Below are 25269 nucleotides of genomic sequence, written 5' to 3' on the forward strand. Positions count from 1 at the left end.
TGGCAGTCACTCCCACTCTTTCAAAATTTGATGATAGGCTTCTATTGGTTTATCAGCTTTTGTGATTGATCTCCCGACAACGATTTGTGAAACACCTTGCTCTTTTGCATAGGCAGGTGTCGCCACACGCTTTTGGTCATCGGTTTGATCATTCGGTAAGCGAATCCCTGGCGTTACAGTGAGAAAAGAGGGTGAGATATGTTCATGAAGTGCTTTAGATTCATGAACAGAGCAAACAACACCGTCCAGTCCACTTTCATATGCTAATTGTCCGTACCGGATCACAGTCTCTTGCAGCGGACGGTCAATGAGTAATTCGTTTCTCATCATGTCTTCTGACGTACTAGTCAGCTGGGTCACTGCAATAATGCCCGGACGGCTTTGTCCAGCAGGAGTCCCGCTTTCAAGTCCCTCTAATGCAGCCTGCATCATTCGTTTCCCGCCAGCAGCATGCACATTGACCAAATCAACGCCAAGTGCGGCAAGCCGGTTCATCGCTTTTTGCACCGTTGTTGGAATGTCATGTAATTTTAGATCGAGAAAAATGCGGCAATTTTTTTCTTTCAGCGCATCAAGGATGGCAGGTCCTTCTTGGTAAAACAGCTCCATGCCGACCTTCACAAATAATGGTGTCCCTTCAAAGGGATCTAAAAAGGCAAGCGCGTCCTGCCCTGATGGAAAATCAAGCGCGATGATGGGCAAGTGCTTCATGTTTCCAGCTCCTTCCGATACATTCCTCTACAGATGAATAACCATATGCTGCTAACACATTTGGCAGCTCTTCAATGATTTCCGGGCAAATAAATGGATTCACAAAATTCGCTGTACCGACAGCGACTGCACTTGCACCTGCTAGTAAAAATTCAAGTACATCTTCAGCACTTTGCACTCCGCCCATCCCGATAATCGGAATAGAAACCGCTTGACTCACCTCATGCACCATACGTACAGCGACAGGTTTGACAGCTGGTCCTGATAATCCGCCTGTTTTATTGGCAAGGATGGGTTTCCCCGTTTTTAAATCTAAACGCATCCCTATTAATGTGTTAATCATGGTGAGTCCATCCGCTCCAGCAGCTTCAATCGCTTGAGCAATTTCTACAATATTGGCTACGTTAGGTGACAGCTTGACATAGACAGGTACGGAAGAGACTTTCTTGACTGCTTTTGTCAATGATGCTGCCATATTTGGATCTGTACCAAAGGCGATTCCGCCGGTTTTCACATTTGGGCAAGAAATATTCAGTTCAAGGGCATGAACATTTTTTGCTTGGCTGATTTGCTTGGCTACTTCAACATAATCATCCACCTGTGAGCCAGCAACGTTTGCGATAATTGGCGTATCAAACTGCTCAAGCCAAGGCAGCTCATTTTCAAGCACGCCTTTTAGACCTGGATTTTGAAGGCCGATTGCATTGAGCATACCAGCTCCTGTCTCAGCAACCCTTGGAGTCGGATTGCCAAATCTCGGTTCAAGGGTTGTGGCTTTGATCATGATACCGCCCAGCAATGACAGGTCATATAAGGATGCAAATTCTCTCCCGAATCCAAAGCAGCCTGATGCAGGGATAATTGGATTCTTTAAAGATAATCCCGGTAACTCAACGTTTAGCATGACAATGCCACCTCCTCTGCTTTAAAAACAGGTCCATCAAGACACACTTTGACGTAAGGTTTGTCGAGCTGATCGGTATGACAGACACATGCAAAGCAGGCACCAATCCCGCAGCCCATTCGTTCTTCCATCGAAATGTAGACAGGCTTATCAGGATACGTGTCTTTCAGCGCTTTTAGCATAGGTGTTGGACCGCAGGAAAGCAGCACATCAAAGCTCAGGTTTTGCTCTTTTATCACATCTGTTACAAAGCCTTTAGCACCGTATGTGCCATCAACCGTTGCAATAAACGTATCGCCGAGTGCTTGAAATTTTTCCTCGTAAAATACATCCTTTTTCGACTGAAAGCCGAGGACATGCTTTACGATGACACCTTTTTTCGTTAAACGCTTAGACAGCTCATATAGAGGCGGTACGCCAATTCCGCCGCCGACTAGTAATGCCGTCTCTCCGGGCTTGACGACTGAAGGATCATACCCGTTTCCAAGCGGCCCTAATACATCGACTGATTCTCCCTCCCGCTTTTGGGAGAGGAGCTTTGTGCCCTCTCCCTCTGCGCGGTAAATGATGGTTGCTTCTTTTTGCTCGGCATGAATGTTGGCAATACTGATCGGTCTTCTCAGCAGCGGTGTCATCGATTCACTGACCTTTAGATGAAGAAATTGTCCAGCCGTTTGAAAGGAGTCCACAAGGTCACCTTGTAATGTCATTTCGTAAATATGATCAGCGATCTCTCGGTTCGAGACGACCGTCAAGTATGCTTTTTTCATATCGTTACTGTCACCTCAGCATTCGTTTTCACTTCTGGCATTTCATCCGCTCTAAATGTCATGCTCTCAAGCACTCTTAAAATGGCTTCTGCTGTATCTAGTGACGTTAAGCAAGCCACTCCGTTTTCAACAGATTCACGTCTAATTCTAAAGCCGTCTCTTGCCGGCTGTTTTCCTTTTGTTAATGTGTTGATCACGAATTGGGCTTCCCCGTTTCGAATGACATCAAGAAGATTTTTGCCTTCTTCTCCAATTTTGCCGACCACACTTGATGGAATGGAGGCTTGTTTTAAATAATTCGCCGTTCCTTCTGTTGCTAAAATATGATAGCCGATCGAATGGAATCTTCTTGCGATCTCAAGTCCTTCTTCTTTATCCTTATCAGCCACTGTCAGAAGAACTGTTCCGTCATTAGGGATTTGAATGCCTGATGCAATCAATCCTTTATAAAGGGCTTTTTCGATCGTGACATCTTTCCCCATGACTTCGCCTGTTGATTTCATTTCAGGCCCGAGTGTAATATCCACTCTTCTTAATTTTGCAAAAGAGAAGACTGGAACTTTGACGTACACCCCTTCTTGCTCTGTGTGAAGGCCTTCTTCGTAGCCATAATTTTTGAGCTTGTCTCCTAAGATGACTTTTGTCGCAAGGTTGGCCATCGGAATGCCCGTAATTTTACTTAAGAAAGGAACTGTCCGGCTTGATCGCGGGTTCACTTCAAGGACATACACTTCACCTTTTGATAGGACAAACTGAATGTTCAAAAGCCCAATAATGTTGAGTCCTTTTGCAAGCTTGATCGTGTACTCTGCGATCTTCGCTTTGATATCCTCAGACAATGTTTGCGGCGGATAGACCGCAATCGAGTCACCAGAGTGAACTCCGGCTCTTTCAATGTGTTCCATAATGCCTGGGATTACGACAGTTTCTCCATCAGACACGGCATCTACTTCAATTTCTTTTCCTGTCAAATACTTGTCAATTAACACTGGATGCTGCGGGTTGACCTTCACCGCATTCTCCATGTAGTGAAGAAGCTCAGCTTCTTGATACACAATTTCCATCGCGCGGCCGCCTAATACATAGGAAGGACGGACAAGGACTGGGTAGCCGATTTGATTGGCAATCGCTACTGCTTCAGGCACAGACGTTGCTGTTTTCCCTTTCGGCTGGGGCACGCCGAGTGTTTCTAACGTTTGTTCAAACTTGTCCCGGTTTTCTGCGCGGTCTAGGTCTTCTAGAGAAGTTCCAAGAATTTTAACCCCTCTATTTGATAATTCATCTGCTAGGTTGATCGCCGTTTGTCCACCGAACTGAACGACGACTCCTTCAGGCTGTTCAAGGTCGATGATATGCATGACATCTTCTACAGTGAGTGGTTCAAAGTAGAGCTTATCTGAAATACTAAAGTCTGTTGAAACCGTTTCAGGGTTGTTGTTTATAATGATCGCTTCATAGCCTGCTTGTTTAATTGCCCACACTGAGTGAACAGTCGCATAATCAAATTCAACCCCTTGTCCAATTCGGATAGGACCTGAACCTAATACGATAACGCTTTTCTTGTCTGTACGTTCTGATTCATTTTCATCTTCATATGTGCTGTAGAAATAAGGTGTCTCTGATTCAAATTCTGCCGCACATGTATCCACCATTTTGTATACAGGTACAATGCCTGCTTCTTGTCTTAGCTTGTAGACATCCGCTTCGTTCATCTTCCACTCGCGGCTAATGTAGATATCTGAGAAGCCTTTCTCTTTTGCTTCTTTTAATACATCTGTATTGCCTTTGTTTTCTTTTAATGTCTTCTCAAAGGCAATGATGCCTTCCAGCTTATGAAGGAAGAAGTAATCAATTTTTGAGAATTCATGTATTTGTTCGACTGTATAGCCTCTTCTAAGCGCCTCAGCGATATAAAATAATCGTTCGTCTCCCGCTTTGATAATCCGTTTTTCAAGCACTTCATTTGTGATATCTGCTTCATCTTTTAATTCAATGTGATGCACATCGGCTTCAAGTGAACGTACAGCCTTTAGAAGAGACTCTTCTAATGTGCGGCCGATTGCCATGACTTCACCAGTTGCCTTCATTTGCGTACCAAGACGTCTGTTCGCAGATTCAAATTTATCGAACGGCCAGCGCGGTATTTTTGAAACGATATAGTCAAGTGCCGGCTCGAAAGCTGCATAGGTTTTACCTGTGACTGGGTTCATCATTTCATCAAGCGTTAAGCCGACAGCAATTTTCGCTGCCAATTTGGCAATTGGATAGCCTGTCGCTTTTGACGCAAGCGCAGATGAACGGCTCACACGCGGGTTTACCTCGATGATATAGTATTGAAAGCTGTTTGGATCAAGTGCCAGTTGAACGTTACAGCCGCCTTCAATGCCAAGTGCACGGATCAGCTTAAGCGACACATTTCGAAGCAGCTGATATTCACGGTCACTTAACGTTTGGCTTGGGGCTACAACAATACTGTCACCAGTATGGATGCCGACAGGGTCAAAGTTTTCCATGTTACAAACAACGATTGCATGGTCACCGCTGTCTCGCATGACTTCATATTCAATTTCTTTAAAGCCTGCAATGCTTTTTTCAAGTAAGCATTGTGTGACTGGGCTTAGCTTCAGACCGTTTTCAACGATTTCCTTCAGTTCTTGCTCGTTTGTACAAATTCCGCCGCCTGTTCCGCCTAATGTATAGGCTGGTCTGACGATGACAGGGAAACCGATTTGATCTGTAAACGCCATCGCTTCTTCCAGGTTATGAATGATTTCACTTTCTGGTACTGGCTCATTTAGTTCATTCATTAAATTACGGAATAAATCTCTATCCTCTGCTTTTTGGATGGCTGACAGCTTTGTACCGAGTACTTCAACGCCGCATTCAGCTAATACGCCAAGCTCTGACAATTCAACAGCAAGGTTTAATCCAGTTTGCCCGCCAAGTGTTGGCAAGATCGCATCAGGGCGTTCTTTTCGAATGATTCGTGTTAAAAATTCTGGTGTCAGTGGTTCGATGTATACCTTATCAGCCATTTCTGTATCTGTCATGATGGTCGCAGGGTTAGAGTTCACAAGAACGACTTCATAGCCCTCTTCTTTTAGCGCTAAGCAAGCCTGTGTACCTGCATAGTCAAACTCCGCTGCCTGACCGATGATGATAGGACCTGATCCGATTACTAAAATCTTTTTGATGTCTACGCGTTTTGGCATACTTCTTCCCCTTCTTTCTCAGTCGTATGAATCATTTCCATGAACTGGTCAAATAAGTAGTTTGCATCTTCTGGACCCGGTGATGCTTCTGGGTGGTACTGAACAGTGAATGCTGGTGCTTCTTTATGTTTTAATCCTTCAATCGTATTGTCGTTTAGGGCAATATGTGTGACTTCGAGCACGTCTTCGTTAATACTGCTAACCGTGTAGCCATGGTTTTGAGACGTCAGTGTCACCTTGCCAGTTGCTAGTTCTTTCACCGGATGGTTTGATCCTCTGTGGCCAAATTTCATTTTTTCTGTGCTTGCACCGCACGCTAGAGCAAATAATTGATGTCCGAGGCATATACCAAAGAGCGGCACCTTTCCAATCAATTGCTGAATCATCTCAACGGCTTCCGGTACATCCACAGGATCTCCAGGTCCGTTTGAAAGCATGATGCCATCAGGCTTTAGCTGCAGCACTTCATCTGCAGTGACGTTGTATGGCACCACAATGACGTCGCAGTCACGTTTATTGAGCTCGCGCAAAATGCCGTGCTTCATGCCGAAATCGACAAGGACAATTCTTTTTCCTCTGCCTGGGCTTGGGTACGCATTTTTCACAGATACTTGACTCACTTGATCTGTTGGCAGCTGCAATGTTTGAAGGCGGCGGACAACGTCTTCTAATTGTTCATCAGGTCCTGCAAATGCCCCTCTTAAAGTCCCTGCACTTCGAATCATTCTAGTCAGCTTCCGTGTATCGATTCCGCTCAGCCCCGGAATGTTTTTCATTTTTAAATATTCATCGAGTGAATATGAAGAGCGCCAGTTTGAGGGCTTTTCACAAAGCTCTTTCACAATCAGCCCTTTCACAAACGGTGTGATCGATTCAAAATCGTCACGGTTAATGCCATAGTTGCCGATAAGCGGGTAAGTCAGTGTGACAATTTGTCCGCAGTATGATGGATCAGATAAAATTTCTTGATAGCCCGTCATCCCTGTATTAAAGACGACTTCTCCGACTGATGGTTCTAAGCTGCCAAAGCCTGTTCCTTCGAATACTGTTCCGTTTTCTAGCACTAAGCGTCTCTTCATTTTACTAGTCTCCCCTCTTCATAAACGACTTTCCCAGATGCAAGTGTCATGACCGGCCATCCTGATACAGTCAATTTGTCAAACGGTGTATTTTGCCCTTTAGATAAGAAGCTTGTTTTATCGATTGCCATTTCTTTGTTTAAATCAATAAGTGTGATATCAGCTATGTGCCCTTCTTCAAGCTTTCCGTATGGAAGAGAAAATGCTTCTGCTGGTTTAATTGTCATATAATCAACGAGTTCTTTTAATGTCCATTCGCCTGTTTTGACAAATCGTGTATACAGAAGCGGAAACGCTGTTTCAAGTCCCACAATTCCAAACGGGGCACGCTGCATGGTTTCGTTCTTTTCTTCTTCTGTATGCGGCGCATGGTCTGTTGCGATGAAATCAATCGTTCCATCTAACAGTCCCTCGATCAATGCCTCGCGATCCTCTGTTCCTCTGAGCGGCGGGTTCATTTTATAATTTGTATCAAGACCCGGAATGTCCGTATCACACAACAGCAGGTGATGCGGTGACACCTCAGCCGTCACACGGATGCCTGCTTTTTTTGCATCGCGTACGACCCGCACAGATTCTTTCGTACTGATATGACATACATGATAATGACAGTTCGCTGCTTCTGCTAAAAGAACATCTCTTGCAATATGCACCGATTCACAGATTGACGGTATTCCGTTTAACCCATTTGCTTTTGAAAATTCTCCTTCATGAACGCATCCGCCGTAAATGAGCGAGTTATCTTCACAGTGTGCCACAATCGCTTGATCAAGACTTGCTGCCTGTTTCATCGCTTCGTACATCATGCCTGCTGTTTGGATACCGACACCGTCATCTGTAAAAGCAAAGGCGCCTGCTTCTTTTAGTGCTGCAAAATCCGTCATCTCTTCCCCAATTTGTCTCGTTGTGATGGAGGCGTATGGCAGCACTCTCACAGATGAGGTCTCTTCGATTCGATTCATCAGCCATTCCATTTGCTCTTTTGTATCTGGAACCGGCCTTGTATTCGGCATCGCTGCAATCGTCGTATATCCGCCTCTTGCGGCTGCTTTAGAGCCTGTTTCAATCGTTTCCTTTTTCTCTCCGCCTGGCTCTCTTAAATGCACATGCAGATCGATCAAGCCTGGTGACACAAATAGCCCTGCTGCATCAATAACCTCTTCTCCGTCTTCTCTTTCTAGGTGACCGATCGCTTGAATCACTTTTCCTTTTACCCTAATATCCTGCTGCACTCTTTCACCTGTGCTTGTTAAGATAAACCCGTTTTTAATGAGATATGACATAGACAGAATCTCTCCCTTTTTGATGTAGTGTGCTATTTTGAAAAGCTCTTTTTAATACGGCCATTCGGATATAAACACCATTTTCCATTTGCTTGAAAATCCTAGACTGCTTGGACTCTACTAGTGAATCATCTATTTCAACACCTCTGTTTACTGGTGCTGGATGCATAATAATCGCGCGTTCTTTCATTTTGTTTGCTCTGTCTACTGTTAATCCATAAGTTGATAAGTAATCTTCGCTGCCCATTTTTTCAGCGTGCCGTTCATGCTGGATTCTAAGCAGCATCACCACATCAGATTGTGCGATGGCTTCATCTACTTGGACATACGTTCCGTGAGGGTTTTGTTCATCCTGGAAGGAAGCAGGCCCTGAAAAGAGGACTGTCGCTCCCAGCCTTGAGAGAACCTCAGCATTTGATCTTGCCACCCTGCTATGTTTGATGTCTCCATGAATCGAAATCGTTAAGCCTTCAAAGCCGCCAAACTCTTCAAAGATGGTCATGAGGTCAAGCAGTGATTGGGTTGGATGCTGTCCGCAGCCATCTCCTGCATTGATGATCGGAATTCCAACCTTCCCGATCAGCTCGTTATAATATTCATCGGTGCTGTCTCTGATCACACATGCCTTTACTCCGATCGATTCGAGTGTTTTTACCGTATCGTAAAGTGTTTCGCCTTTTTGAACGGAGGTGCTTGCCGCATCTAAGCTTAGGACATTCATCCCTAGTTTCTTCTCGGCTACTTCGAAGCTAAAACGTGTTCTTGTGCTTGGTTCAAAGAAAAGGTTTGCCACAAATTCTCCGGCTAATCCATGTTCTTGTTTCCCCTTTTTGAGTGCAGCTGCTTCTTCAATCAGCTGTAAAATCTCTTCTTTTGATAAGCTGCTCATTGTCGATAAATCATTCATTTTTTCTTCCCCCTCTAGTTTTTCATCACTTTCAGGTTCAAAAAAACCCTAAGCCTCGGCAGCTTAGGGTTCTCCAAAAGAAGCAGCGGCACTTTTGTGCATTCTGCTCCATTTAGAACCCTTGTCAGCCTCACTGGACTTCTTTTAAAAGGTTTTCTGTATTTGATTCATTTGAGTTGTCATCTTCTGCTTTTTGATGCGGCAGGATCAGATTTAACAGGACACCCGTAATCGCAGCAAGTGCCATTCCAGATAGGGTGAGATTGATTTGTTTCACCTCAATGAATGCCCCGCCAATCCCAATGACTAGGATGACTGATGCGATAATGAGATTACGCTTTTCTTCAAAATTCACTTTATGATCAATCAGAATTCTCAAGCCGCTTGAAGCAATGATTCCAAAGAGCAGGAACGAAACGCCTCCCATCACCGCGGACGGCACTGTACTGATTAATGCTGAAATTTTTCCTACAAAACCGAAGCAGATCGCAAACACGGCTGCTCCGCCGATGACGAAGATACTAAACACTCTTGTGATGGCTAGTACGCCAATGTTCTCTCCATAAGTTGTTGTTGGTGGTCCGCCAATAAGTGAAGCGAAGATCGTCGCCGCACTGTCTCCTAAAATGGAACGGTGAAGACCTGGTTTTTTAATAAAATCTTGTCCTACGACCTTACTTAACACCACTTGGTGGCCGATATGCTCAGACATTGTGACAAAGGCTACCGGCACCATCACTGTGAGAATACTTAAGGTCACAGCAGGTGTATAGTCGACAAATGGCACGACGAAGTCTGGTACAGCAAACCATTTTGCGTCAATGACCGGCTGGAAGTTCACGATGCCTTGTGTTAAGGCAAAGAGATAGCCGCTGATGATGCCGATTAATACTGGGATTAAGCTAAGGAATCCTCTTAGGAAAATCATACTGATAATGGTGACAGCCAGTGTGAAGCCAGCGACCATTAAGTGCTTGAGGCTGTAAACAAGCTCGGTTGCATTCGGATCAACATACATCGCCATGTTGACTGCTGTTCCAGCGAGTCCGAGTCCGATGACCATAATGACTGGTCCTACGACCACCGGCGGCAGAAGCTTCATCAGCCAGCCTGTGCCGAGCCATTTAATGAATAGGGCGATGAGTGCATAAGCGACACCCGCCATGAAGGCGCCAACCATTGCGGCTCCAGGGCCGCCTGTTGCTTTCACATTCAGTATGGGGGCGATGAAGGCAAAGGACGATCCAAGATACGCCGGAATTTGTCCTCTTGTGATGATTAAGTAAACAATCGTTCCCACTCCGCTTGAGATGAGTGCGACGGCTGGACTCATATCAATGATTTTTGGTACAAGAATGGTCGCACCAAACATCGCAAACAAATGCTGCAGGCTAAGTGACAGCCATGTGAATGGTTTTGGGATATCTCGAATGCCTAAATTGGCTTTTTGCTGACTCATGATTTTCCTCCTAGATGTGTCCTTTTTCATTAAAAAAGCCTCTTTGCGAGTATGCGCAAAGAGGCCTAGATAAGCCGGACACGTCATGTTGGCCGTGTGCTCGGTGTCTCTATTATTGCCCTCTTTGCAAACTCTCTGGAATGCATTTAAAAAGGTTATTTTTCATATATAGCGACAAGGTCGTTTTGATCTACTTCATTGAGCTGAACCATGACTGTCTCTGCTTTTGAAGTCGGGATGTTTTTCCCGATATAATCCGCTCGGATCGGCAGCTCCCGGTGTCCCCGGTCGACGAGCACAGCCAGCTGAATGGAAGATGGTCTTCCTACATCCACAAGGGCATCCATAGCTGCTCTCACGGTTCTGCCTGTAAACAGGACATCGTCAACAACAATAAGTGTTTTGTCATTAATGTCAGCTGGTATGTCTGCACCCTTTACAAGCGGGTCTTGGTTGTCTGTCTTTTTTGTCAGGTCATCACGGTATAGCGTAATATCAAGTTCACCTACAGTGACTGGATTCCCTTCAATTTGCTCGATGCGCTCTGCAAGGCGCTTTGCAAGATGTATGCCTCTTGTCTTGATCCCGGCAAGGATAACATCCTTCATCCCTTTGTTGCGCTCAATCATTTCATGTGCAATTCGGGTAAGCGCTCGTCTGATCGCTTGTTCATCAAGAATGACTGCTTTTTGTTCCATCTTTTACACCTCTTTTTGACAAATAAAAAGCCCCTTCTGCAAAGGGCAGAGAGGGGCGTTCATTTGTGCGTACGCGTGCACAAATTGATCCGTTATCCTTCTCAGCCTCTCTGGACTGTTTTAAAGAATCTCAATTTCTTCGTTTATTATTTCAAAAAAAGAACGGCCTGTCAATCGTTATTTCTTAATGAATCGATAAAGCCCTGCATATCAGCTGGAATTGGTGCTGTGAACTCGATATATTCTCCTGTTCTAGGATGATCAAATCCTAAAACACCTGCATGCAGCAGCTGTCCATTAAAATCGACTGTTTTTCTCGGCCCATATTTCGGATCTCCTGCAAGAGGGTAGCCGATATATTTCATATGAACACGAATTTGGTGTGTTCTTCCTGTTTCAAGGCGGCATTCGACAACTGTGAAGTCTTTAAAGCGTTCAATCACATCAAAGTGAGTAACGGCTTGTTTTGCATTTTCTTTTGTGACCGTCATGCTTTGGCGGTCTTTTTTGTCTCTGCCAATTGGTGCATCAATTGTGCCTGTATCATGCTGGATAATACCGTGGACAACAGCCGTATACTTTCTTGTGACAGTTTTAGCCACCAGCTGATTGACGAGTGACTCATGTGCCATATCGTTTTTAGCGACCATTAACAGCCCAGACGTATCTTTATCAATTCGGTGGACAATTCCAGGACGCATCACACCGTTAATCCCTGATAAGTCCTTGCAATGTGCCATCAGACCATTTACAAGCGTTCCTGACACATGACCTGGCGCTGGGTGAACGACCATTCCCCGTGGTTTATTTACGACTAACACATCTGCATCCTCATAATAAATATCAAGATCCATTGGTTCTGCTTCTACATCTAGCGCTTCCGGATCTGGAATCTCCACTTTGATTTGATCTCCAGCTTGTACTTTGTAATTGGCCTTTACTTGTTTCCCGTTTACTTCGATCAGCCCATCTTTTACCCATTGCTGGACTTGGGTTCTTGACCATTCTGGTTCTGTCGTGCTTAGAAATTTATCTAGCCGTTCACTCGTTTGTTCTTCTGAAACGGCAATATTTACTTGATTCATGTAGTTGACTCCTTATTTTTCTTTCCATCTAACAGCATTTGAATGAAGAGCAGAATAACCCCTACACAGAGAGAAGAATCTGCAATATTAAAGATTGGGTAGTGATAATCCCCAAATACGAAATGAGCAAAATCAACCACTTCCTGACGGAAAATACGGTCGATAAAGTTTCCGATCGCTCCGCCAAGCATTAAGGCCAGCGCTACTCCCAGCAGCTTGTCCTTTTGTCCATGTTTTTGTAAGTAATAAACAATTCCCGCAATAACAACGAGTGTGATCACATAGAAAAACCACATTTGCCCTTGGAGAATTCCCCATGCGGCTCCTGAATTACGGTGAGACGTGATATAAAAGAATCCATCAATGACTGGAACAGAATCACCGAGCATCATATTTTTGACAATGAGCCATTTTGTTAATTGGTCTAAACAAATGATAACGAATGCGATTATGTAATAGAACACACACGTTCCTCCATCTTCATACTTTGATCTTTAAGCATTTTATCAAGAAAACAGGAAGGAGTAAAGAAACTTTAGTTGACAGACAAAAACCTCCCTACATGTGGAAGGCTTCAAAATGAGAATCATTTGATTCGTAAGGATAAGGAGTGAATGCTTTTTTCTCGTATTGCTTATGATATAAAAAGTCGTCAGCCGTGCGGGCGGTAGGAAGAATACTCATTTGTTCAAGCGGAATCACATCTCCTGTTGCCTCACATATGCCATAGGTTCCTTGTTCGATTTTTGCAATAGCGAGAGACACATCTTGCAGCTCTTCTTTGATGTGATAAAGAAGCGTGGTCGTTTTGACCTCATTCAATGTGACATGCTCAGCGGGTGAACGAAATGATGCGTATTCAAACAGTTTAGATTGCAGCTCTTCTTTCATTTGAAGGAGTTCCGTGTAAATCGTCTCTAGATCGCCATTCATGTCGCTATTTCAACTCCTGCCCTGTCGTGATAATCATATTGTTGCCCCGCCTGGTCACTTTAAAGCCATAAGATTTTTCCTTTCGTTCTAAACGCTGTCATTTTCTCATAAAAGAAAACGCCCCGCATATGACGGGGCGCTAGCTTGTGATATCGCATTGTTAATTTTGGTAATATTTCTCCACGATTTCAGCATTTTTCAGCGACAATGTTGGGTACTTCGGATTTGCACCAACGTCTTTTGAAATAATGCGGGAACGTTCGCACAGTTCTCCTTCTGCTTTTTGAACCACAATTCGTCCTGATGCATATTCAGGCGCTGATGTATCTGCATGCTGCTCATCTTCTACCGTTAATTCAGAGATGATAAAGAGCTGCTTCACATCTTCTTTAATGGATGCAAGAAGGTTTTTCACTTCATCTGTCGCATAAAGCGTCACACTTGCTTCAAGTGAACGTCCGATGACTTTCTCGTTACGCGCAATCTCCAGCGCTTTTAGCACATCATCACGTACTTCCATAAAGCGGTCAAATTTCGCTTCTGTCGCTTCAGCTTGAGGAACTAGCGCACCTTCTGGCATATCTGTTAACTGAACACTTGGCTCTTCAACAAAGCTTAAGTGGCTCCATAATTCATCTGCGGTATGCGGAAGAATTGGTGCAGTCAGCTTCACTAATGCCATTAACGTTTCATAGAAGACAGTCTGCATGCTGCGGCGGTCTGGATGATCGGCATGCTCAATGTAGACGACGTCCTTTGCAAAATCGAGGTAGAAAGAGCTGAGCTCAATCGTACAGAAATTGTGAATCGCATGATACACGACCGCAAATTCGTAATCATCATAGGCTTTTTTCACTTTATCAATCAATTTGTTTAATTTGATCATGATGTATTGATCGACTTCGCGAAGCTCTTCTACCGGCACAGCATTAACTGCTGGGTCAAAGTCAAATAGGTTCCCATGCAGGAAGCGGAAGGTATTACGGATCTTACGATAGACTTCTGCTACTTGTTTCAAAATATCATCAGATACTGGATGATCGGCTTGATAGTTGACTGAAGATACCCAAAGTCTTAGAATCTCTGCACCAAGCTGCTTCGCAACCTTCGTTGGATCAATCGTGTTGCCTAATGATTTACTCATCTTACGTCCTTCTTTATCAAGCGTAAAGCCATGACTTAGGACACCTTTATAAGGTGCTTTTCCAGTGACAGCAACTGCTGTTGATAAAGAGGAGTTAAACCAGCCGCGATATTGGTCAGAGCCTTCAAGGTAAAGATCTGCCGGACGGACTAGGTCGTCTCTTTCTTCTAAAACGGCTTGGTGAGAAGAACCGGAATCAAACCATACATCCATGATATCCTGCTCTTTTGTGAATTCACCATTCGGGCTGCCTGGATGTGTAAAGCCTTCTGGCAATAGCTCTTTTGCTTCTTTTTCAAACCAAATATTCGAGCCATGCTCTCTAAATAATTGAGATACATGCTGAATGGTTTCGTCCGTGATGATCGGCTCACCATTTTCCGCATAAAAGACCGGAATTGGAACGCCCCATACACGCTGTCTTGAAATACACCAGTCACCTCTGTCACGCACCATATTGAACAGGCGTGTTTCTCCCCATGCTGGAACCCATTTTGTTTCTTTAATATTGTCTAATAACGCTTCTCTAAAATCTTTAATGGATGCAAACCACTGAGCTGTCGCACGATAAATCGTTGGTTTTTTCGTTCTCCAGTCATGCGGGTAGGAGTGCGTGATAAAGTCGAGCTTTTTCAGCGCACCTTTTGCTTCAAGCTGTTCTGTGATGGCTTTATTGGCATCCTCGTAGAATAGTCCTTCAAAACCAGGCGCCTCATCTGTCATCACACCTTTTTCATCTACTGGACAGAGCACATCAAGACCGTATTTCATACCGACAATAAAGTCATCTTCCCCGTGGCCTGGTGCTGTGTGAACACAGCCAGTTCCCGCATCAGTTGTCACGTGATCGCCAAGCATCACAAGAGAATCTCTATCGTAAATTGGATGTGCTGCAACGATTTTATCTAATTCTTTACCTTTTAATGTTTTCACAACTTCGTATTCTTCAAAGCCGAGTGTTTTTACTACTTGTTCAACCAGTTCAGATGCAACGACATAACGCTCAGCACCGACTTGAAGAACACTGTACTCTAAGTTTGGATGAACACAAATGCCAAGGTTTGCAGGAAGCGTCCAAGGTGTTGTTGTCCAGATAATGAATTGTTCGCCGTTTTCAAGAACGCCTTTGCCATCTTTTACTTTAAACGAAACGTAAATCGATGGTGAACGTTTGTCTTTATATTCAATTTCCGCTTCAGCGAGGGCTGATTCACTTGAAGGAGACCAGTTAACAGGCTTTAATCCTTTATAGATATAGCCTCTCTTCGCCATTTCACCAAAGACAAGGATTTGCTGCGCTTCGTATTCAGGCTTTAATGTGACATATGGATTGTCCCAGTCTGCTCTGACGCCTAATCGCTTAAACTGGCTGCGCTGACCTTCAATTTGCTTCCAAGCATACTCCTCGCATAGTTTGCGGAATTCTGCTGTAGACATTTCTTTGCGTTTGACTTTTTTATTTTTAGTGAGAGCTGTTTCAATTGGCAGCCCGTGTGTATCCCAGCCCGGAACATACGGTGCATGATACCCGTTCATTGATTTAAAACGGACGATAAAATCTTTTAGGATTTTATTGAGTGCATGCCCCATATGAATGTCACCATTCGCATATGGAGGTCCATCATGCAAAATAAACGTCGGGCGTCCTTTAGTCCGCTCTAAAACCATTTGATAGATGTCTTTCTCTGCCCACTCCTCTTGGATTTCAGGCTCTTTGTTCGGCAAGTTCCCTCTCATCGGGAATTCTGTTTTCGGCATTAATAAGGTGTCTTTGTAGTTCATACCCATTCCTCCACATGCAAATTCTGATTAAAAAACAATAAAAAAAGCCCTCTCATCCCATAAGGGACGAGAAGGCTTGTCTCGCGGTACCACCCTTTTAGACAAGCGATATGAAAGAACCGCTTATCCACTCTAAAATCGTAACGTGATCAGACGCCTTTTCTTACTGGTTTTTTTCAGAAAAGGAACTAAAGGGGTGATCTCATTGCAGCGTCTCGTAATGTCAGGCTTCCACCATCCCTGATTCGCTTTATTACGCATGTGACAGCTGCGAGTGTCCCTTTCAAACGTTTATCTCTTGTTAATTTATGATGGTATTATATGCAACATGAGCACGTCATGTCAAGATGATGCGCTTATTCTTTTTCATCAAAGACAGCGTCTACTTCATATTCCAGTAAATGATCCCAATCGTCATTTTTCAGAAGATCAAGCTGCGCTTCGATGAGCATTTGGAAACGTGTTCTAAAGACCTTCGACTGTTTCTTCAGCTCTTCGATTTCCATTGCAATTTTTCTTGATTTTGACAGCGCTTCGTTGATAATACGGTCTGCATTTTTCTCTGCTTCACGAATAATCAATTTTGCTTCTTTATCCGAATGGCGCTTTACGTCTTCTGCTGCTTCCTGCGCCACAAGAATCGATTTGTTTAATGTCTCTTCAATTGTTGCAAAATGACCTAGTCTTTCGTCAAGCTCGTTTACTTTGTCTTCAAGCTCATTCTTTTTACGAAGTACGATCTCATAGTCTTTACGTACTTGGCTTAAAAACTCGTTTACTTCATCTTCATCATAGCCGCGAAAGCTTTTTGTGAACGTTTTATTATGAATATCATTAGGTGTTAATGGCAACCTCGCCACCTCCAGATTCAAGTTCGTTATGTCAGAAGCTCAAATGTTACTTTGAATTTATCTTTTTTGGTCTTCCCATCAATCGTTTTGAGGCTAAAGCGGCCAAATCCCCGAACAGAGAGCTGATCGCCTTCACCGATTGTAAAGGAAGGGTCCTCTGTGACTTTCCAATTGACTTTGACAAGCCCATTTTTGACTAAAAGCTGTGCTTTTTGCCGAGACTGACGGCTGACAGCAGCACATACAGCATCAAGCCGAAGTGAAGAAATGGTATCTTCTTTGATATCAGTCTTCGTGATCACTGGCTTTATTTCTGCCTGCGTGATTTCCTCTAATGAAACGGCTGCTCTGCCGACATGTGTCAGCTGCGCCCGCACAAAATCGGCGACACCACTTGTACAAATAAACTGCACATCTTCCTCTGAAAATAATAGATCTCCGAATTTTTGACGCTTCAAGCCTGTCCCAATCAATGAGCCGAGAAGCTTCGGGTGTTCTAAGGAAATAAACTTTTTCGCATAGTTCACCTGAAAATATGACAGCTCAACATCTTGAATTGAAGGTTCTAAATAATCAGGATAAATGAGGGCTCTTTTGCGCTCAGCTCCCTCATACCCGCCAAAAAACATGATCCCAAGTTCTTCGCCATGCTGGATGACGGACTCAGTAATAAATTGCTCACGCGGATCAAGGAAATCTGTTAATTTCATTCGATATTGGTCGAGTGCGATTTTTTTCCAGCCTAACACTTGGTCGACAAATGGCTGTTCGTCTTTTCTAAAATGCTGATAGATATCGCTCATTTTGTTCCCCTCTTATGTAAAAGAGCCTGGCAGTGCCAAGCCCGGCAGCCTGTTTACATGAAGCGCACAATCATATTGTAAAGACCCGTTAGTCCATATGATGATGCAAAACGAATCACAAGCAATGCCACAATCGGCGAGATGTCAATCATGCCGATTGGCGGAATAATTTTACGAAATGGTTCTAAATACGGTTCGCAAATATTTGTCAGAAAACGGCCAATCACAGTTTCTCTTGCAGATGGCACCCATGACATAAAGATGTAAATAATAATTGCGAATGAGTAAATCGTTAATACAGTCTGTAAAAACTGGAAAATGTAATATAGAATCACTATGATTTACCACCTCTGAGGTTCTTCCTCTGTCAATAGCTCTGATATTGTACCAGATACATCTACATTATCAGGTGTGCAGAGGAATATATTCGAGCCAATACGCTGGATGTCTCCACCGATTGCATAAACGGTTCCGCTTAAGAAGTCAATGATTCGCTTTGCTTGATCATGCTGAATGCGCTGCAAATTCACGACGACCGCACGTCTGTTTTTAATATGGTCTGCAATCTCCTGCGCCTCTGCATAAACACGCGGCTCACTTAACACCACTTTAGAGGATTTTTGCACGCTTTGCAAGCTGACGACATTTTGTTTTCCTGTCTGCGGGCGATCTTGAAATGCTGCTTTGTCCTTCGTTCCTTTTTCTTCTTGAACGGGTTCTCTTTCTTCATCAATATATTCGTACTCATACTCTTCATCGTCGAGAGTGAAAAAGCTTTTAAACTTATTTTTTATGCTCATGTCACGCACCTCCTGTTTCATTTCCAACAAGTGAAGAGCCAATCCGAACGAATGTCGCACCTTCTTCAATTGCGATTTCAAAGTCATTTGACATGCCCATCGATAAATGCTGACAAGGTGCATTTACTTGGTTAAGATGTTTTACTTCTTCTTGAAGATTTTTTAATGTTTTAAAACAGTTGCGAATCACAGTGTGATCATCTGTAAATGGAGCCATCGTCATCAGTCCAGCAATTTCAATCTGTTTGAAATCAGCTAGCTGCTTTACAAATGGAATGACGTCTTCGCTTTTCAAGCCGTGTTTTGACTCCTCAAGTGATGTGTTCACTTGTACAAAACAGCGAACTGTGTGATCCGCTCTTTTTTCAATTTCATTCGCAAGAGACATCCTGTCGAGCGAATGTAAGTAGTCAATTGACTGAATGACAGATTTCACTTTTCGCGTCTGTAAACTGCCGATGAAGTGCCAGCTAATGTTTTCATCGGTTATGGCCGCCTGCTTTTCAAGTAACCCTTGGTCGCGATTTTCACCAAAGTGCATAATTCCTGCTTCCTTGGCTTCTTGTGCTCGTTCAATTGAGACATACTTTGTCACAGCGACGACCGATACATCTGCTGGTTGTCTACCGGCTCTTTTACATGCTTCGTTTATTTGTTCATTTATTTGTCTGAGATTCTCTCGTACATTCAATTGCACTTATGCCTCCTTAAACCCGACAAAAGACATCATACGTCCTGTTTTCCCTTGATCACGCCGGTGTGAGAAGAAAAGCTGATCATTGCAGCTTGTGCACATCGAACTGACATGTATGTTTTCTTCCTTTATTCCTGCATGAAGCAATACGTTTTTGTTTAATGTTTTCAAATCAATTTTATATTGTCCTGGTGAAATCTCGGAATACACATCCTCTGTTGAAAAAGGAAGCTGTTTCACTTGATCCATGACTGCGTCATCGACTATGTAGCAGCAGCTGCCAATGGATGGTCCAATGACGACTTGAATATGATCGGCCTTGGCATCTTCTTGGCTGACCCATACATCAACCATCTTTGCACCAATTTGCTTGACGGTTCCTTTCCAGCCGGCATGAGCCGTTCCAATTAATCCGTTTTGCGGAGCTAGAAAATAAAGCGGAACACAATCAGCGAAACAAAGAGCGAGCATCATGTTTGTCTCAGACGTATATAAACCGTCTGTACCAGGCAGTGCCTCATGATAATGAAGACTTCCTCTTCCTCTTTGCTCCTTGGTGACTTTCAGGATGCGATCCTCGTGTGTTTGGTCTGCAAACACCCAATCAGAGAGCGGCACAGCAGCAGCATCTGCTATGACTTGACGATTCATTTGAACACTAGAAGCATCATCTCCTACATGGAGTCCAGTGTTCAATGATTGATATGGAGGTAGGCTGAAGCCGCCGTTTTTTGTGGTAAACCCGGCCAATACCTCTTTACCAGAACATGTCATGTTCGTCCAATCATGAATGGTCATTGCATATGGTGATTTCTGCTGAAAGGGGTCATATTTGTATGTCAAAGCTGCCTCCCACCTTTCATTCATCTCTCTTTATTTCGCTCCTATTTTACCACAAGACATGCATAGACAGTTAGTGGGATTCATTAAATATTACACTCAAATGTGCCCTTTCTGCAGGTTTTTTTACAAATTGATATGAAAACGTAATCTTTTTACCCGAAAAAGACATTGTTTGCTAAGAATGAAGAGTTTGTTTTAAGGAAAAATTGAATGATTCATTGAGGAATTATACGAATTAAGAAGACAAGCGGACAAGTATCACATCTTCGCCAATTTTTACTATATTTCGCCATGGGACAATCATTTCCTCTTCTTTTCCGAAAAATCCCATCATTTTACCTGTGCCGCCAATAATAATCGCTTGGATTTTACCGCTTGTGACATTAATATCAATGTCCCCAATGGTGCCTAGTTTTTTCCCGCTGGATACATCGACGACATCCTTGATTTGGAATTCAGAAATACTGATCATCTGTCCTTCCCCGCCTTTCGTTTTCTACTATAATATGTATGATGGAAAAGCAGGGACGCAGACCAATAGTTTCTTTTATCTACAATTTGCTTAAATGCGGACGGCCATTTCTCCACATGACATCTACCGGACATTCAAAAAAAGAAGAAAGCAGGCCGCTTGTCATCATCTCTTTTGTTTCTCCTTGATCAAAAACCGATCCATTTTTTAATAATAAGGTATGCTGAAAAACAGGCAGAATCTCCTCTGCATGATGGGTCGTATAGAGCAAAGTAGGCGCATCAGGTTTAGCTGCAATAAATGAGATGGTCTCCAGCACTTGCTCTCTTGCTAAAAAATCAAGACCCGTCACAGGTTCATCTAAAATCAAGAGCTGCGGATCATTCATTAAAGCCCTCGCAATCAAGACTTTTTGCTTCTCTCCCTGTGAGAGGGTTTCATATGTTCTGTTGGCATATTTGAATGAACCAAACGCTTTTAATAGATCAATGGCTTTCTCTCTCATTTCATCTGTCGGGGTTTCATAAAGCCCGATAGAAGCAAATGCGCCGCTTAAAACAATTTCAAAAGCATTGTCGTCTCTGTGCAATTTCTTTTCAAGTCCCGCTGAGATGAGACCAATTTTCCTCCTGAGCTTTTCACCAAGAGCTTCCTTGCCAAAGACATGCCCCAGCACTGTCATCTCGCCTGACGTGGGGAAATAATAGGAGCAGAGCATATTTAATAAAGCGGTTTTCCCCGCACCATTTAAACCGTAAAGCACCCAGTGTTCCTGCTTATTTACCTGCCAGTCAACAGACTGCAGCAGCCATTTCCCATTTCTTTTTAATGAAACATTCTTCAATTCAAGTGACACCATAACTTCCTCCTGAGTAAAAATTCTGAATATACAAATAATGAATGTTTACAGCATATCGTAAATGCTCTTTCTGGTAAACCTCATATAAAAAAGCTGCTCCAATTTAGGAACAGCTTTTTTACAAGGTTACGAAATTTCAATTCGTACGCCTTCTTTTATATCAGGAAACGTGTGCGGGGATGCAAATACAGCTCCTGGTAATACATCATCAAACGGCTCTTGGAAGTAGATCGAAATATGGCCGAGCTCTTTAAAGTTGTCATTTGCTTTATTGCCTAGGGCTGTGATCGTGTACGTTTGATCGCCCACTTGAATGGTTCCGCCTAGCTTCAGCGGCTCTTCTTCTAGATGTTCGAACTCATGAATGACAGACATATCTCTTAATTCCTGCGGCGCTGCGGGTCCAAATAAAACAATCAGCTTATCTTCTTTAAATTGCGGGACTAAGATCCCAATTTCTTTTACGACAGATTGTGTTACCATGTATCTCGATTCCTCCTTTAATACGTTTAATACATACCGAAGCTGGCAACGTATGCGATCACAACAGATAGAACCCCTGTAATAAGACGGCTATACAAAACAGCTGGTACCCCATATTGTACCGTTTCCGGCTTCGCTTCACCAAGTGACAGCCCCACTGGAATAAAATCACACCCTACTTGACCGTTGATGGCAAATAGTGCAGGAAGTGCAAATTGAGGCGGAATGTTACCTAGTGCAATTTGACTACCAATCAGAACACCGATGACTTGGGCAATGACTGCTCCAGGTCCTAAGACAGGTGATAGGAACGGCAGTGTACAGACCACAACAAGCAGTAAGAGCCCCCAAAGAGATCCTGCCAAAGGTGATAGAAAATGGGCAATCAGATCACCGATTTTTGTATAATTGATAATTCCAATTAACATACTGACAAATGCCATGAATGGAATAATGTTTTTCAAAAGCATATCAACAGAATCACGGCCAGCCTGGTAGAACGTACCGGTGACTTTCCCGATTCCGCGTGAGAATCTCATCAGGAAATTGCCTTTTTCCTGCCGCTCAATATTTTCCTCTTTCAGCTTTGCATACGTTTCTTTGAAATTCTCTTTATCAATCGACTCACTGTTTTCCTGACCTTCTGCTTTCGCCTCACCATCAGATGCTTCTGCATAGGAAATATCTTTTTCTGTTACGCCTGATACGAAGATATCTTCTGTAATATGTTTAGCAAGCGGCCCAGAAGGAGAGGATGCCAAAACGTCTACAGTTGGAATGCGTTTCATTGGATAAAGTCCAATTCGCGCTGTTCCCCCGCAGTCAATGACAACACACATCATTTCATCTTCTGGTATAGAGTTTTTAAAGCCGTCACATGCTTCTGTCCCTGTCATTTCTGCAATTTTACGTGCAACCGGGTGAATGCCTCCCCCTGTAATGGAAACGACCTTTCTTCTTTTACCAGTTGGTTCAAGCTCTAAGCCTTCTCCCCATCCGCCAGCACCTTTTGCAACAAATACTTTGTGGTTTGTCATGTCTAACCCTCCCCTATTGTGAATTCGCTTTCATTTTTCCTGCTAAATATTTTGTAATCCATTCAGTAATGATTCCGCGAAGTAAAATGACGACGATCCCGACTAAGAAGTAACGAACAGCAAGCTCTGACATTGAATATCCAGCTTCTTTAATCCCGTTCGCAATTCCTAAGTAGACAAATAGTTCTCCTGCGTTGGCATACGGGAACAGTGATGTCACCGGATGAACAAATGAAACAGCTGAATCATAGAATGCTGGTTTTTGTTTTTCAGGTAAGAAGCGGCCAAACGTATAAGCCATTGGGTTTGTCAAAATAAGTACAGATAAGATCGGCATTAACGTGTAGCGCAAAATGGTATATTTCGCTGCAAACTGAATGGCTCTATTCACTCGCTCTTCTCCAATAAATTTCATGACAGCATAAGTGAAAGTAAGTAACACAACAAGCGTTGGAACGATACCTGTAATCAGACCCATGAACTGCTTTCCGCCGGCTTCAAACATTCCGATAAAGTGCTCTCCAAACCATTGAATCCATTCCATGTTTCATCTCCCCTTTCTTTAGTTCACATTTGTTATATTTTTTTTCGAAATCGAGACAAGTGCCTGCTCAGCCGCCATGGAAAGTGCTTGCATGACAGCTGGCGCCTTTTTACGCTTTTTCAACGTTTTCTTCATCATGTGGTGCTCGTCCAGCACAGCCCCTACATGCTTGCCTTCATATGCAGGGACTTCTTTAAATTTAGATAAGATCGACACGCCGCCAAGCACATGGCATTTTTGAATGATATAGGATTCATCCACAATGATGAGCGCAATGGCCCCAGGGCCAACTTTGCGCCGTTCCATTCCTGAAAATAAGTGATAGCCTTGTTTCCCTCTGTAGTCATCAATCAGTGAGTCCATGCTTTTGCGGTAATACTTGATTTGAATAAAAGATAACCCATACTGCACGATGAGAATGATACAAAGTACGATTGCTAATTTTTCCATAGCTTCACGTCCTTATGATTGAAATAAGTGATCTTGTAATGAACGCAGCTTCCAGACGGTTGTGTTTGAATCAAGCTCTACATCATCATGAGTCAGGAACTGTCCTAATTTGATGTCTTTTTTCGCTACGACTTTTCCGCTGATTAAGCCAATTGGAATGTGACCGTTCGTTTTCATGTCTTGATGCGTTTCAAGTACACCTCTTACGGAGTATCCGCCAATTCCGTCAAGTGATTCCCCTGCTTTAATATCTCTTTTCGCAACAGCGACTGTTTCTGACACTGGTACACCAATCGGGTGGATCGATGAATCATGCTGTAAGACCGCTTTTGCGATGGTAACAGGTGTTTCAAGACTCGCTAAGTGGAAAGGACGGTAAAGCGTGTAGTGAGGACCTTTTCCAACTTTTAAGTAACGAAGCTCTTCATCTACTGGCTCTAGATCACTCTTGACGATAACGAATACGCCTGGAGCAAGTCCATTTACATATTCAACGACTCCGAAGTTATCGAGCACGCCGCCTTGTTGTTTTTGATTCAATTTATCTGCTACATTCTCTAAATTTGCTTCGACTCCGTGCATACCGACTTTATCTGGCAAAAGCCCTGTCGCGTTACTTAATAAGTTCATTTCTGCCATTGTTTTTGTTCCGTCTTGGAAGGCAGCGAGCATATGTGCACTCATATGTTTACTATCTGCTTCTGCTTTACACGTATCTGGATTTGCTTCTGGGAAGAATGGGTTGTTCTTGCCTTTCCCAGCAACGAGCACCTCAAGTCCCATTGTTTTTGCAAATTCATATAATTCTAGTGTTGCTGCCGGTTCGTCTCCAGCTGATCCAGAATAAACAAGTCCTGCATTTGTGAATAATTTATGCATCACCAAACCAATGGTAATATCAACTTCTACATTTAAAAGAACGAGATGTTTCTTTGAATTAAGCGCTTCCAAAGATATGTTTGCTCCGACCTCTGGCACTCCTGTTGCATCTACGACAACTTCCACAAAATCTGATTGAATCACTTCTCTATAATCATTTGTGACGACCATTTGATGCGGCTTCGCATGCTGCTTGTAAAAATTCGCTGCCTTCTCTGCTGCACTAAGGTGAATATCACAAACACCTGCTACAATCATGCCTGGAATTTTAGAAATTTGTGAAATAAGTCCAAAGCCCATTTGGCCTGCCCCAATAATTCCTACTTTGATTGGATCTCCACTGCGTTCTCGAGCTAACAACTGTTGATAGATTGACATCTAAATCATCCTTTCAGGTTTTCTTGCTTCTCGCGTAGATTGCTAGAAAAATAATCTGAAACTTTTAACAAATGTTATAAAAATTAACAAAAATCTGTTTCTTGTAACATTTGTTATTTTATTTATCATTTGTTATGAACTTAGTTTATATGATGTGTCAACTTTGTGTCAAGATAAAATCGATAAAATTTTCAATCTTTTTGAGTCTA

26 protein-coding genes and 1 other annotated feature are annotated in these 25269 nt (G+C 43.2%); all 26 genes read right to left on the reverse strand.

Annotation, left to right across the window (positions count from 1 at the left end; genetic code table 11):
• Positions 1-6 precede the first annotated feature (6 nt).
• The gene (pyrF, locus tag M1D84_RS11295) at positions 7-711 is read right to left on the reverse strand and encodes an orotidine-5'-phosphate decarboxylase (RefSeq protein WP_024424226.1); all 705 of its coding nucleotides are present in this window, start codon (positions 709-711) and stop codon (positions 7-9) included.
• Complete coding sequence (locus tag M1D84_RS11300) at positions 683-1615, reverse strand: dihydroorotate dehydrogenase (RefSeq protein ID WP_024424227.1); 933 nt, start codon at positions 1613-1615, stop codon at positions 683-685. The genes pyrF and M1D84_RS11300 overlap by 29 nt, the downstream gene beginning before the upstream one ends.
• Complete coding sequence (locus tag M1D84_RS11305; protein ID WP_024424228.1) at positions 1609-2385, reverse strand: dihydroorotate dehydrogenase electron transfer subunit; 777 nt, start codon at positions 2383-2385, stop codon at positions 1609-1611. The genes M1D84_RS11300 and M1D84_RS11305 overlap by 7 nt, the downstream gene beginning before the upstream one ends.
• The gene (gene carB / locus M1D84_RS11310) at positions 2382-5597 is read right to left on the reverse strand and encodes a carbamoyl-phosphate synthase (glutamine-hydrolyzing) large subunit (RefSeq protein ID WP_034623677.1); all 3216 of its coding nucleotides are present in this window, start codon (positions 5595-5597) and stop codon (positions 2382-2384) included. The genes M1D84_RS11305 and carB overlap by 4 nt, the downstream gene beginning before the upstream one ends.
• Complete coding sequence (locus tag M1D84_RS11315) at positions 5582-6676, reverse strand: carbamoyl phosphate synthase small subunit (RefSeq protein WP_185854390.1); 1095 nt, start codon at positions 6674-6676, stop codon at positions 5582-5584. Before M1D84_RS11315 ends, carB begins: the two co-directional genes overlap by 16 nt.
• Positions 6673-7959: a dihydroorotase gene (locus M1D84_RS11320; protein ID WP_185854389.1), complete on the reverse strand. Its 1287-nt coding sequence runs from the start codon at positions 7957-7959 to the stop codon at positions 6673-6675. Before M1D84_RS11320 ends, M1D84_RS11315 begins: the two co-directional genes overlap by 4 nt.
• A complete protein-coding gene (locus M1D84_RS11325; RefSeq protein ID WP_024424232.1) occupies positions 7943-8866 on the reverse strand; it encodes an aspartate carbamoyltransferase catalytic subunit in 924 nt (307 codons plus the stop codon). The genes M1D84_RS11320 and M1D84_RS11325 overlap by 17 nt, the downstream gene beginning before the upstream one ends.
• A gap of 130 nt (positions 8867-8996) precedes the next feature.
• On the reverse strand, positions 8997-10325 hold the full coding sequence (locus M1D84_RS11330) for a solute carrier family 23 protein (RefSeq protein ID WP_025092549.1): 1329 nt from the start codon (positions 10323-10325) through the stop codon (positions 8997-8999).
• Between the two features lie 155 nt (positions 10326-10480).
• On the reverse strand, positions 10481-11023 hold the full coding sequence (gene pyrR, locus M1D84_RS11335; RefSeq protein WP_024424234.1) for a bifunctional pyr operon transcriptional regulator/uracil phosphoribosyltransferase PyrR: 543 nt from the start codon (positions 11021-11023) through the stop codon (positions 10481-10483).
• Positions 11024-11193: 170 nt separating this feature from the next.
• A complete protein-coding gene (locus M1D84_RS11340; protein WP_024424235.1) occupies positions 11194-12108 on the reverse strand; it encodes an RluA family pseudouridine synthase in 915 nt (304 codons plus the stop codon).
• A complete protein-coding gene (gene lspA / locus M1D84_RS11345) occupies positions 12105-12572 on the reverse strand; it encodes a signal peptidase II (RefSeq protein WP_024424236.1) in 468 nt (155 codons plus the stop codon). Before lspA ends, M1D84_RS11340 begins: the two co-directional genes overlap by 4 nt.
• 94 nt (positions 12573-12666) lie before the next feature.
• A complete protein-coding gene (locus tag M1D84_RS11350) occupies positions 12667-13041 on the reverse strand; it encodes a TraR/DksA family transcriptional regulator (protein WP_024424237.1) in 375 nt (124 codons plus the stop codon).
• Between the two features lie 160 nt (positions 13042-13201).
• A complete protein-coding gene (gene ileS / locus M1D84_RS11355) occupies positions 13202-15967 on the reverse strand; it encodes an isoleucine--tRNA ligase (RefSeq protein ID WP_044330750.1) in 2766 nt (921 codons plus the stop codon).
• 59 nt (positions 15968-16026) lie between these two features.
• Positions 16027-16264, reverse strand: a binding site (T-box leader).
• 59 nt (positions 16265-16323) lie between these two features.
• A complete protein-coding gene (locus tag M1D84_RS11360; protein ID WP_008344947.1) occupies positions 16324-16818 on the reverse strand; it encodes a DivIVA domain-containing protein in 495 nt (164 codons plus the stop codon).
• A gap of 26 nt (positions 16819-16844) precedes the next feature.
• Positions 16845-17621 carry a YlmH family RNA-binding protein gene (locus M1D84_RS11365; protein WP_073205114.1) on the reverse strand — a complete coding sequence of 259 codons (777 nt, stop codon included), beginning with the start codon at positions 17619-17621 and terminating at the stop codon, positions 16845-16847.
• Between the two features lie 53 nt (positions 17622-17674).
• Positions 17675-17956 carry a YggT family protein gene (locus M1D84_RS11370; RefSeq protein ID WP_073205111.1) on the reverse strand — a complete coding sequence of 94 codons (282 nt, stop codon included), beginning with the start codon at positions 17954-17956 and terminating at the stop codon, positions 17675-17677.
• A gap of 6 nt (positions 17957-17962) precedes the next feature.
• The gene (gene sepF / locus M1D84_RS11375) at positions 17963-18421 is read right to left on the reverse strand and encodes a cell division protein SepF (protein WP_024424241.1); all 459 of its coding nucleotides are present in this window, start codon (positions 18419-18421) and stop codon (positions 17963-17965) included.
• 1 nt (position 18422) lies between these two features.
• Complete coding sequence (locus M1D84_RS11380) at positions 18423-19112, reverse strand: YggS family pyridoxal phosphate-dependent enzyme (protein ID WP_034623709.1); 690 nt, start codon at positions 19110-19112, stop codon at positions 18423-18425.
• A 6-nt stretch (positions 19113-19118) separates the two neighbouring features.
• Entirely contained in the window at positions 19119-19982 is an 864-nt protein-coding gene (pgeF, locus tag M1D84_RS11385; protein ID WP_073205108.1) for a peptidoglycan editing factor PgeF, read from the reverse strand.
• Positions 19983-20193: 211 nt separating this feature from the next.
• Entirely contained in the window at positions 20194-20430 is a 237-nt protein-coding gene (locus M1D84_RS11390) for a YlmC/YmxH family sporulation protein (RefSeq protein WP_008344958.1), read from the reverse strand.
• Between the two features lie 79 nt (positions 20431-20509).
• Complete coding sequence (locus M1D84_RS11395; RefSeq protein ID WP_024424244.1) at positions 20510-21286, reverse strand: ABC transporter ATP-binding protein; 777 nt, start codon at positions 21284-21286, stop codon at positions 20510-20512.
• A 129-nt stretch (positions 21287-21415) separates the two neighbouring features.
• Positions 21416-21772: a PTS glucitol/sorbitol transporter subunit IIA gene (locus M1D84_RS11400; RefSeq protein ID WP_007499733.1), complete on the reverse strand. Its 357-nt coding sequence runs from the start codon at positions 21770-21772 to the stop codon at positions 21416-21418.
• Between the two features lie 26 nt (positions 21773-21798).
• Positions 21799-22809, reverse strand: coding sequence for a PTS glucitol/sorbitol transporter subunit IIB (srlE, locus tag M1D84_RS11405; RefSeq protein WP_024426936.1), 1011 nt, complete (start codon positions 22807-22809; stop codon positions 21799-21801).
• Between the two features lie 13 nt (positions 22810-22822).
• A complete protein-coding gene (gene srlA / locus M1D84_RS11410) occupies positions 22823-23353 on the reverse strand; it encodes a PTS glucitol/sorbitol transporter subunit IIC (protein ID WP_024424246.1) in 531 nt (176 codons plus the stop codon).
• Positions 23354-23371: 18 nt separating this feature from the next.
• The gene (locus M1D84_RS11415; RefSeq protein WP_024424247.1) at positions 23372-23803 is read right to left on the reverse strand and encodes a transcriptional regulator GutM; all 432 of its coding nucleotides are present in this window, start codon (positions 23801-23803) and stop codon (positions 23372-23374) included.
• A 12-nt stretch (positions 23804-23815) separates the two neighbouring features.
• Positions 23816-25060, reverse strand: coding sequence for an NAD(P)H-dependent oxidoreductase (locus tag M1D84_RS11420; RefSeq protein ID WP_024426935.1), 1245 nt, complete (start codon positions 25058-25060; stop codon positions 23816-23818).
• Positions 25061-25269: the final 209 nt, after the last annotated feature.

The sequence above is a fragment of the Bacillus sp. PK5-006 genome (assembly GCF_054161415.1).

Excerpts from the sequence above, each read along its gene's own strand:
- pyrF (WP_024424226.1), bottom strand. The coding sequence starts at position 711 with ATGAAGCACTTGCCCATCATCGCGCTTGATTTTCCATCAGGGCAGGAC.
- M1D84_RS11300 (WP_024424227.1), bottom strand. The coding sequence starts at position 1,615 with ATGCTAAACGTTGAGTTACCGGGATTATCTTTAAAGAATCCAATTATC.
- M1D84_RS11305 (WP_024424228.1), bottom strand. The coding sequence starts at position 2,385 with ATGAAAAAAGCATACTTGACGGTCGTCTCGAACCGAGAGATCGCTGAT.
- carB (WP_034623677.1), bottom strand. The coding sequence starts at position 5,597 with ATGCCAAAACGCGTAGACATCAAAAAGATTTTAGTAATCGGATCAGGT.
- M1D84_RS11315 (WP_185854390.1), bottom strand. The coding sequence starts at position 6,676 with ATGAAGAGACGCTTAGTGCTAGAAAACGGAACAGTATTCGAAGGAACA.
- M1D84_RS11320 (WP_185854389.1), bottom strand. The coding sequence starts at position 7,959 with ATGTCATATCTCATTAAAAACGGGTTTATCTTAACAAGCACAGGTGAA.
- M1D84_RS11325 (WP_024424232.1), bottom strand. The coding sequence starts at position 8,866 with ATGAATGATTTATCGACAATGAGCAGCTTATCAAAAGAAGAGATTTTA.
- M1D84_RS11330 (WP_025092549.1), bottom strand. The coding sequence starts at position 10,325 with ATGAGTCAGCAAAAAGCCAATTTAGGCATTCGAGATATCCCAAAACCA.
- pyrR (WP_024424234.1), bottom strand. The coding sequence starts at position 11,023 with ATGGAACAAAAAGCAGTCATTCTTGATGAACAAGCGATCAGACGAGCG.
- M1D84_RS11340 (WP_024424235.1), bottom strand. The coding sequence starts at position 12,108 with ATGAATCAAGTAAATATTGCCGTTTCAGAAGAACAAACGAGTGAACGG.
- M1D84_RS11350 (WP_024424237.1), bottom strand. The coding sequence starts at position 13,041 with ATGAATGGCGATCTAGAGACGATTTACACGGAACTCCTTCAAATGAAA.
- ileS (WP_044330750.1), bottom strand. The coding sequence starts at position 15,967 with ATGAACTACAAAGACACCTTATTAATGCCGAAAACAGAATTCCCGATG.
- M1D84_RS11365 (WP_073205114.1), bottom strand. The coding sequence starts at position 17,621 with ATGAGCGATATCTATCAGCATTTTAGAAAAGACGAACAGCCATTTGTC.
- sepF (WP_024424241.1), bottom strand. The coding sequence starts at position 18,421 with ATGAGCATAAAAAATAAGTTTAAAAGCTTTTTCACTCTCGACGATGAA.
- pgeF (WP_073205108.1), bottom strand. The coding sequence starts at position 19,982 with ATGAATGAAAGGTGGGAGGCAGCTTTGACATACAAATATGACCCCTTT.
- M1D84_RS11390 (WP_008344958.1), bottom strand. The coding sequence starts at position 20,430 with ATGATCAGTATTTCTGAATTCCAAATCAAGGATGTCGTCGATGTATCC.
- M1D84_RS11400 (WP_007499733.1), bottom strand. The coding sequence starts at position 21,772 with ATGGTAACACAATCTGTCGTAAAAGAAATTGGGATCTTAGTCCCGCAA.
- srlE (WP_024426936.1), bottom strand. The coding sequence starts at position 22,809 with ATGACAAACCACAAAGTATTTGTTGCAAAAGGTGCTGGCGGATGGGGA.
- srlA (WP_024424246.1), bottom strand. The coding sequence starts at position 23,353 with ATGGAATGGATTCAATGGTTTGGAGAGCACTTTATCGGAATGTTTGAA.
- M1D84_RS11415 (WP_024424247.1), bottom strand. The coding sequence starts at position 23,803 with ATGGAAAAATTAGCAATCGTACTTTGTATCATTCTCATCGTGCAGTAT.
- M1D84_RS11420 (WP_024426935.1), bottom strand. The coding sequence starts at position 25,060 with ATGTCAATCTATCAACAGTTGTTAGCTCGAGAACGCAGTGGAGATCCA.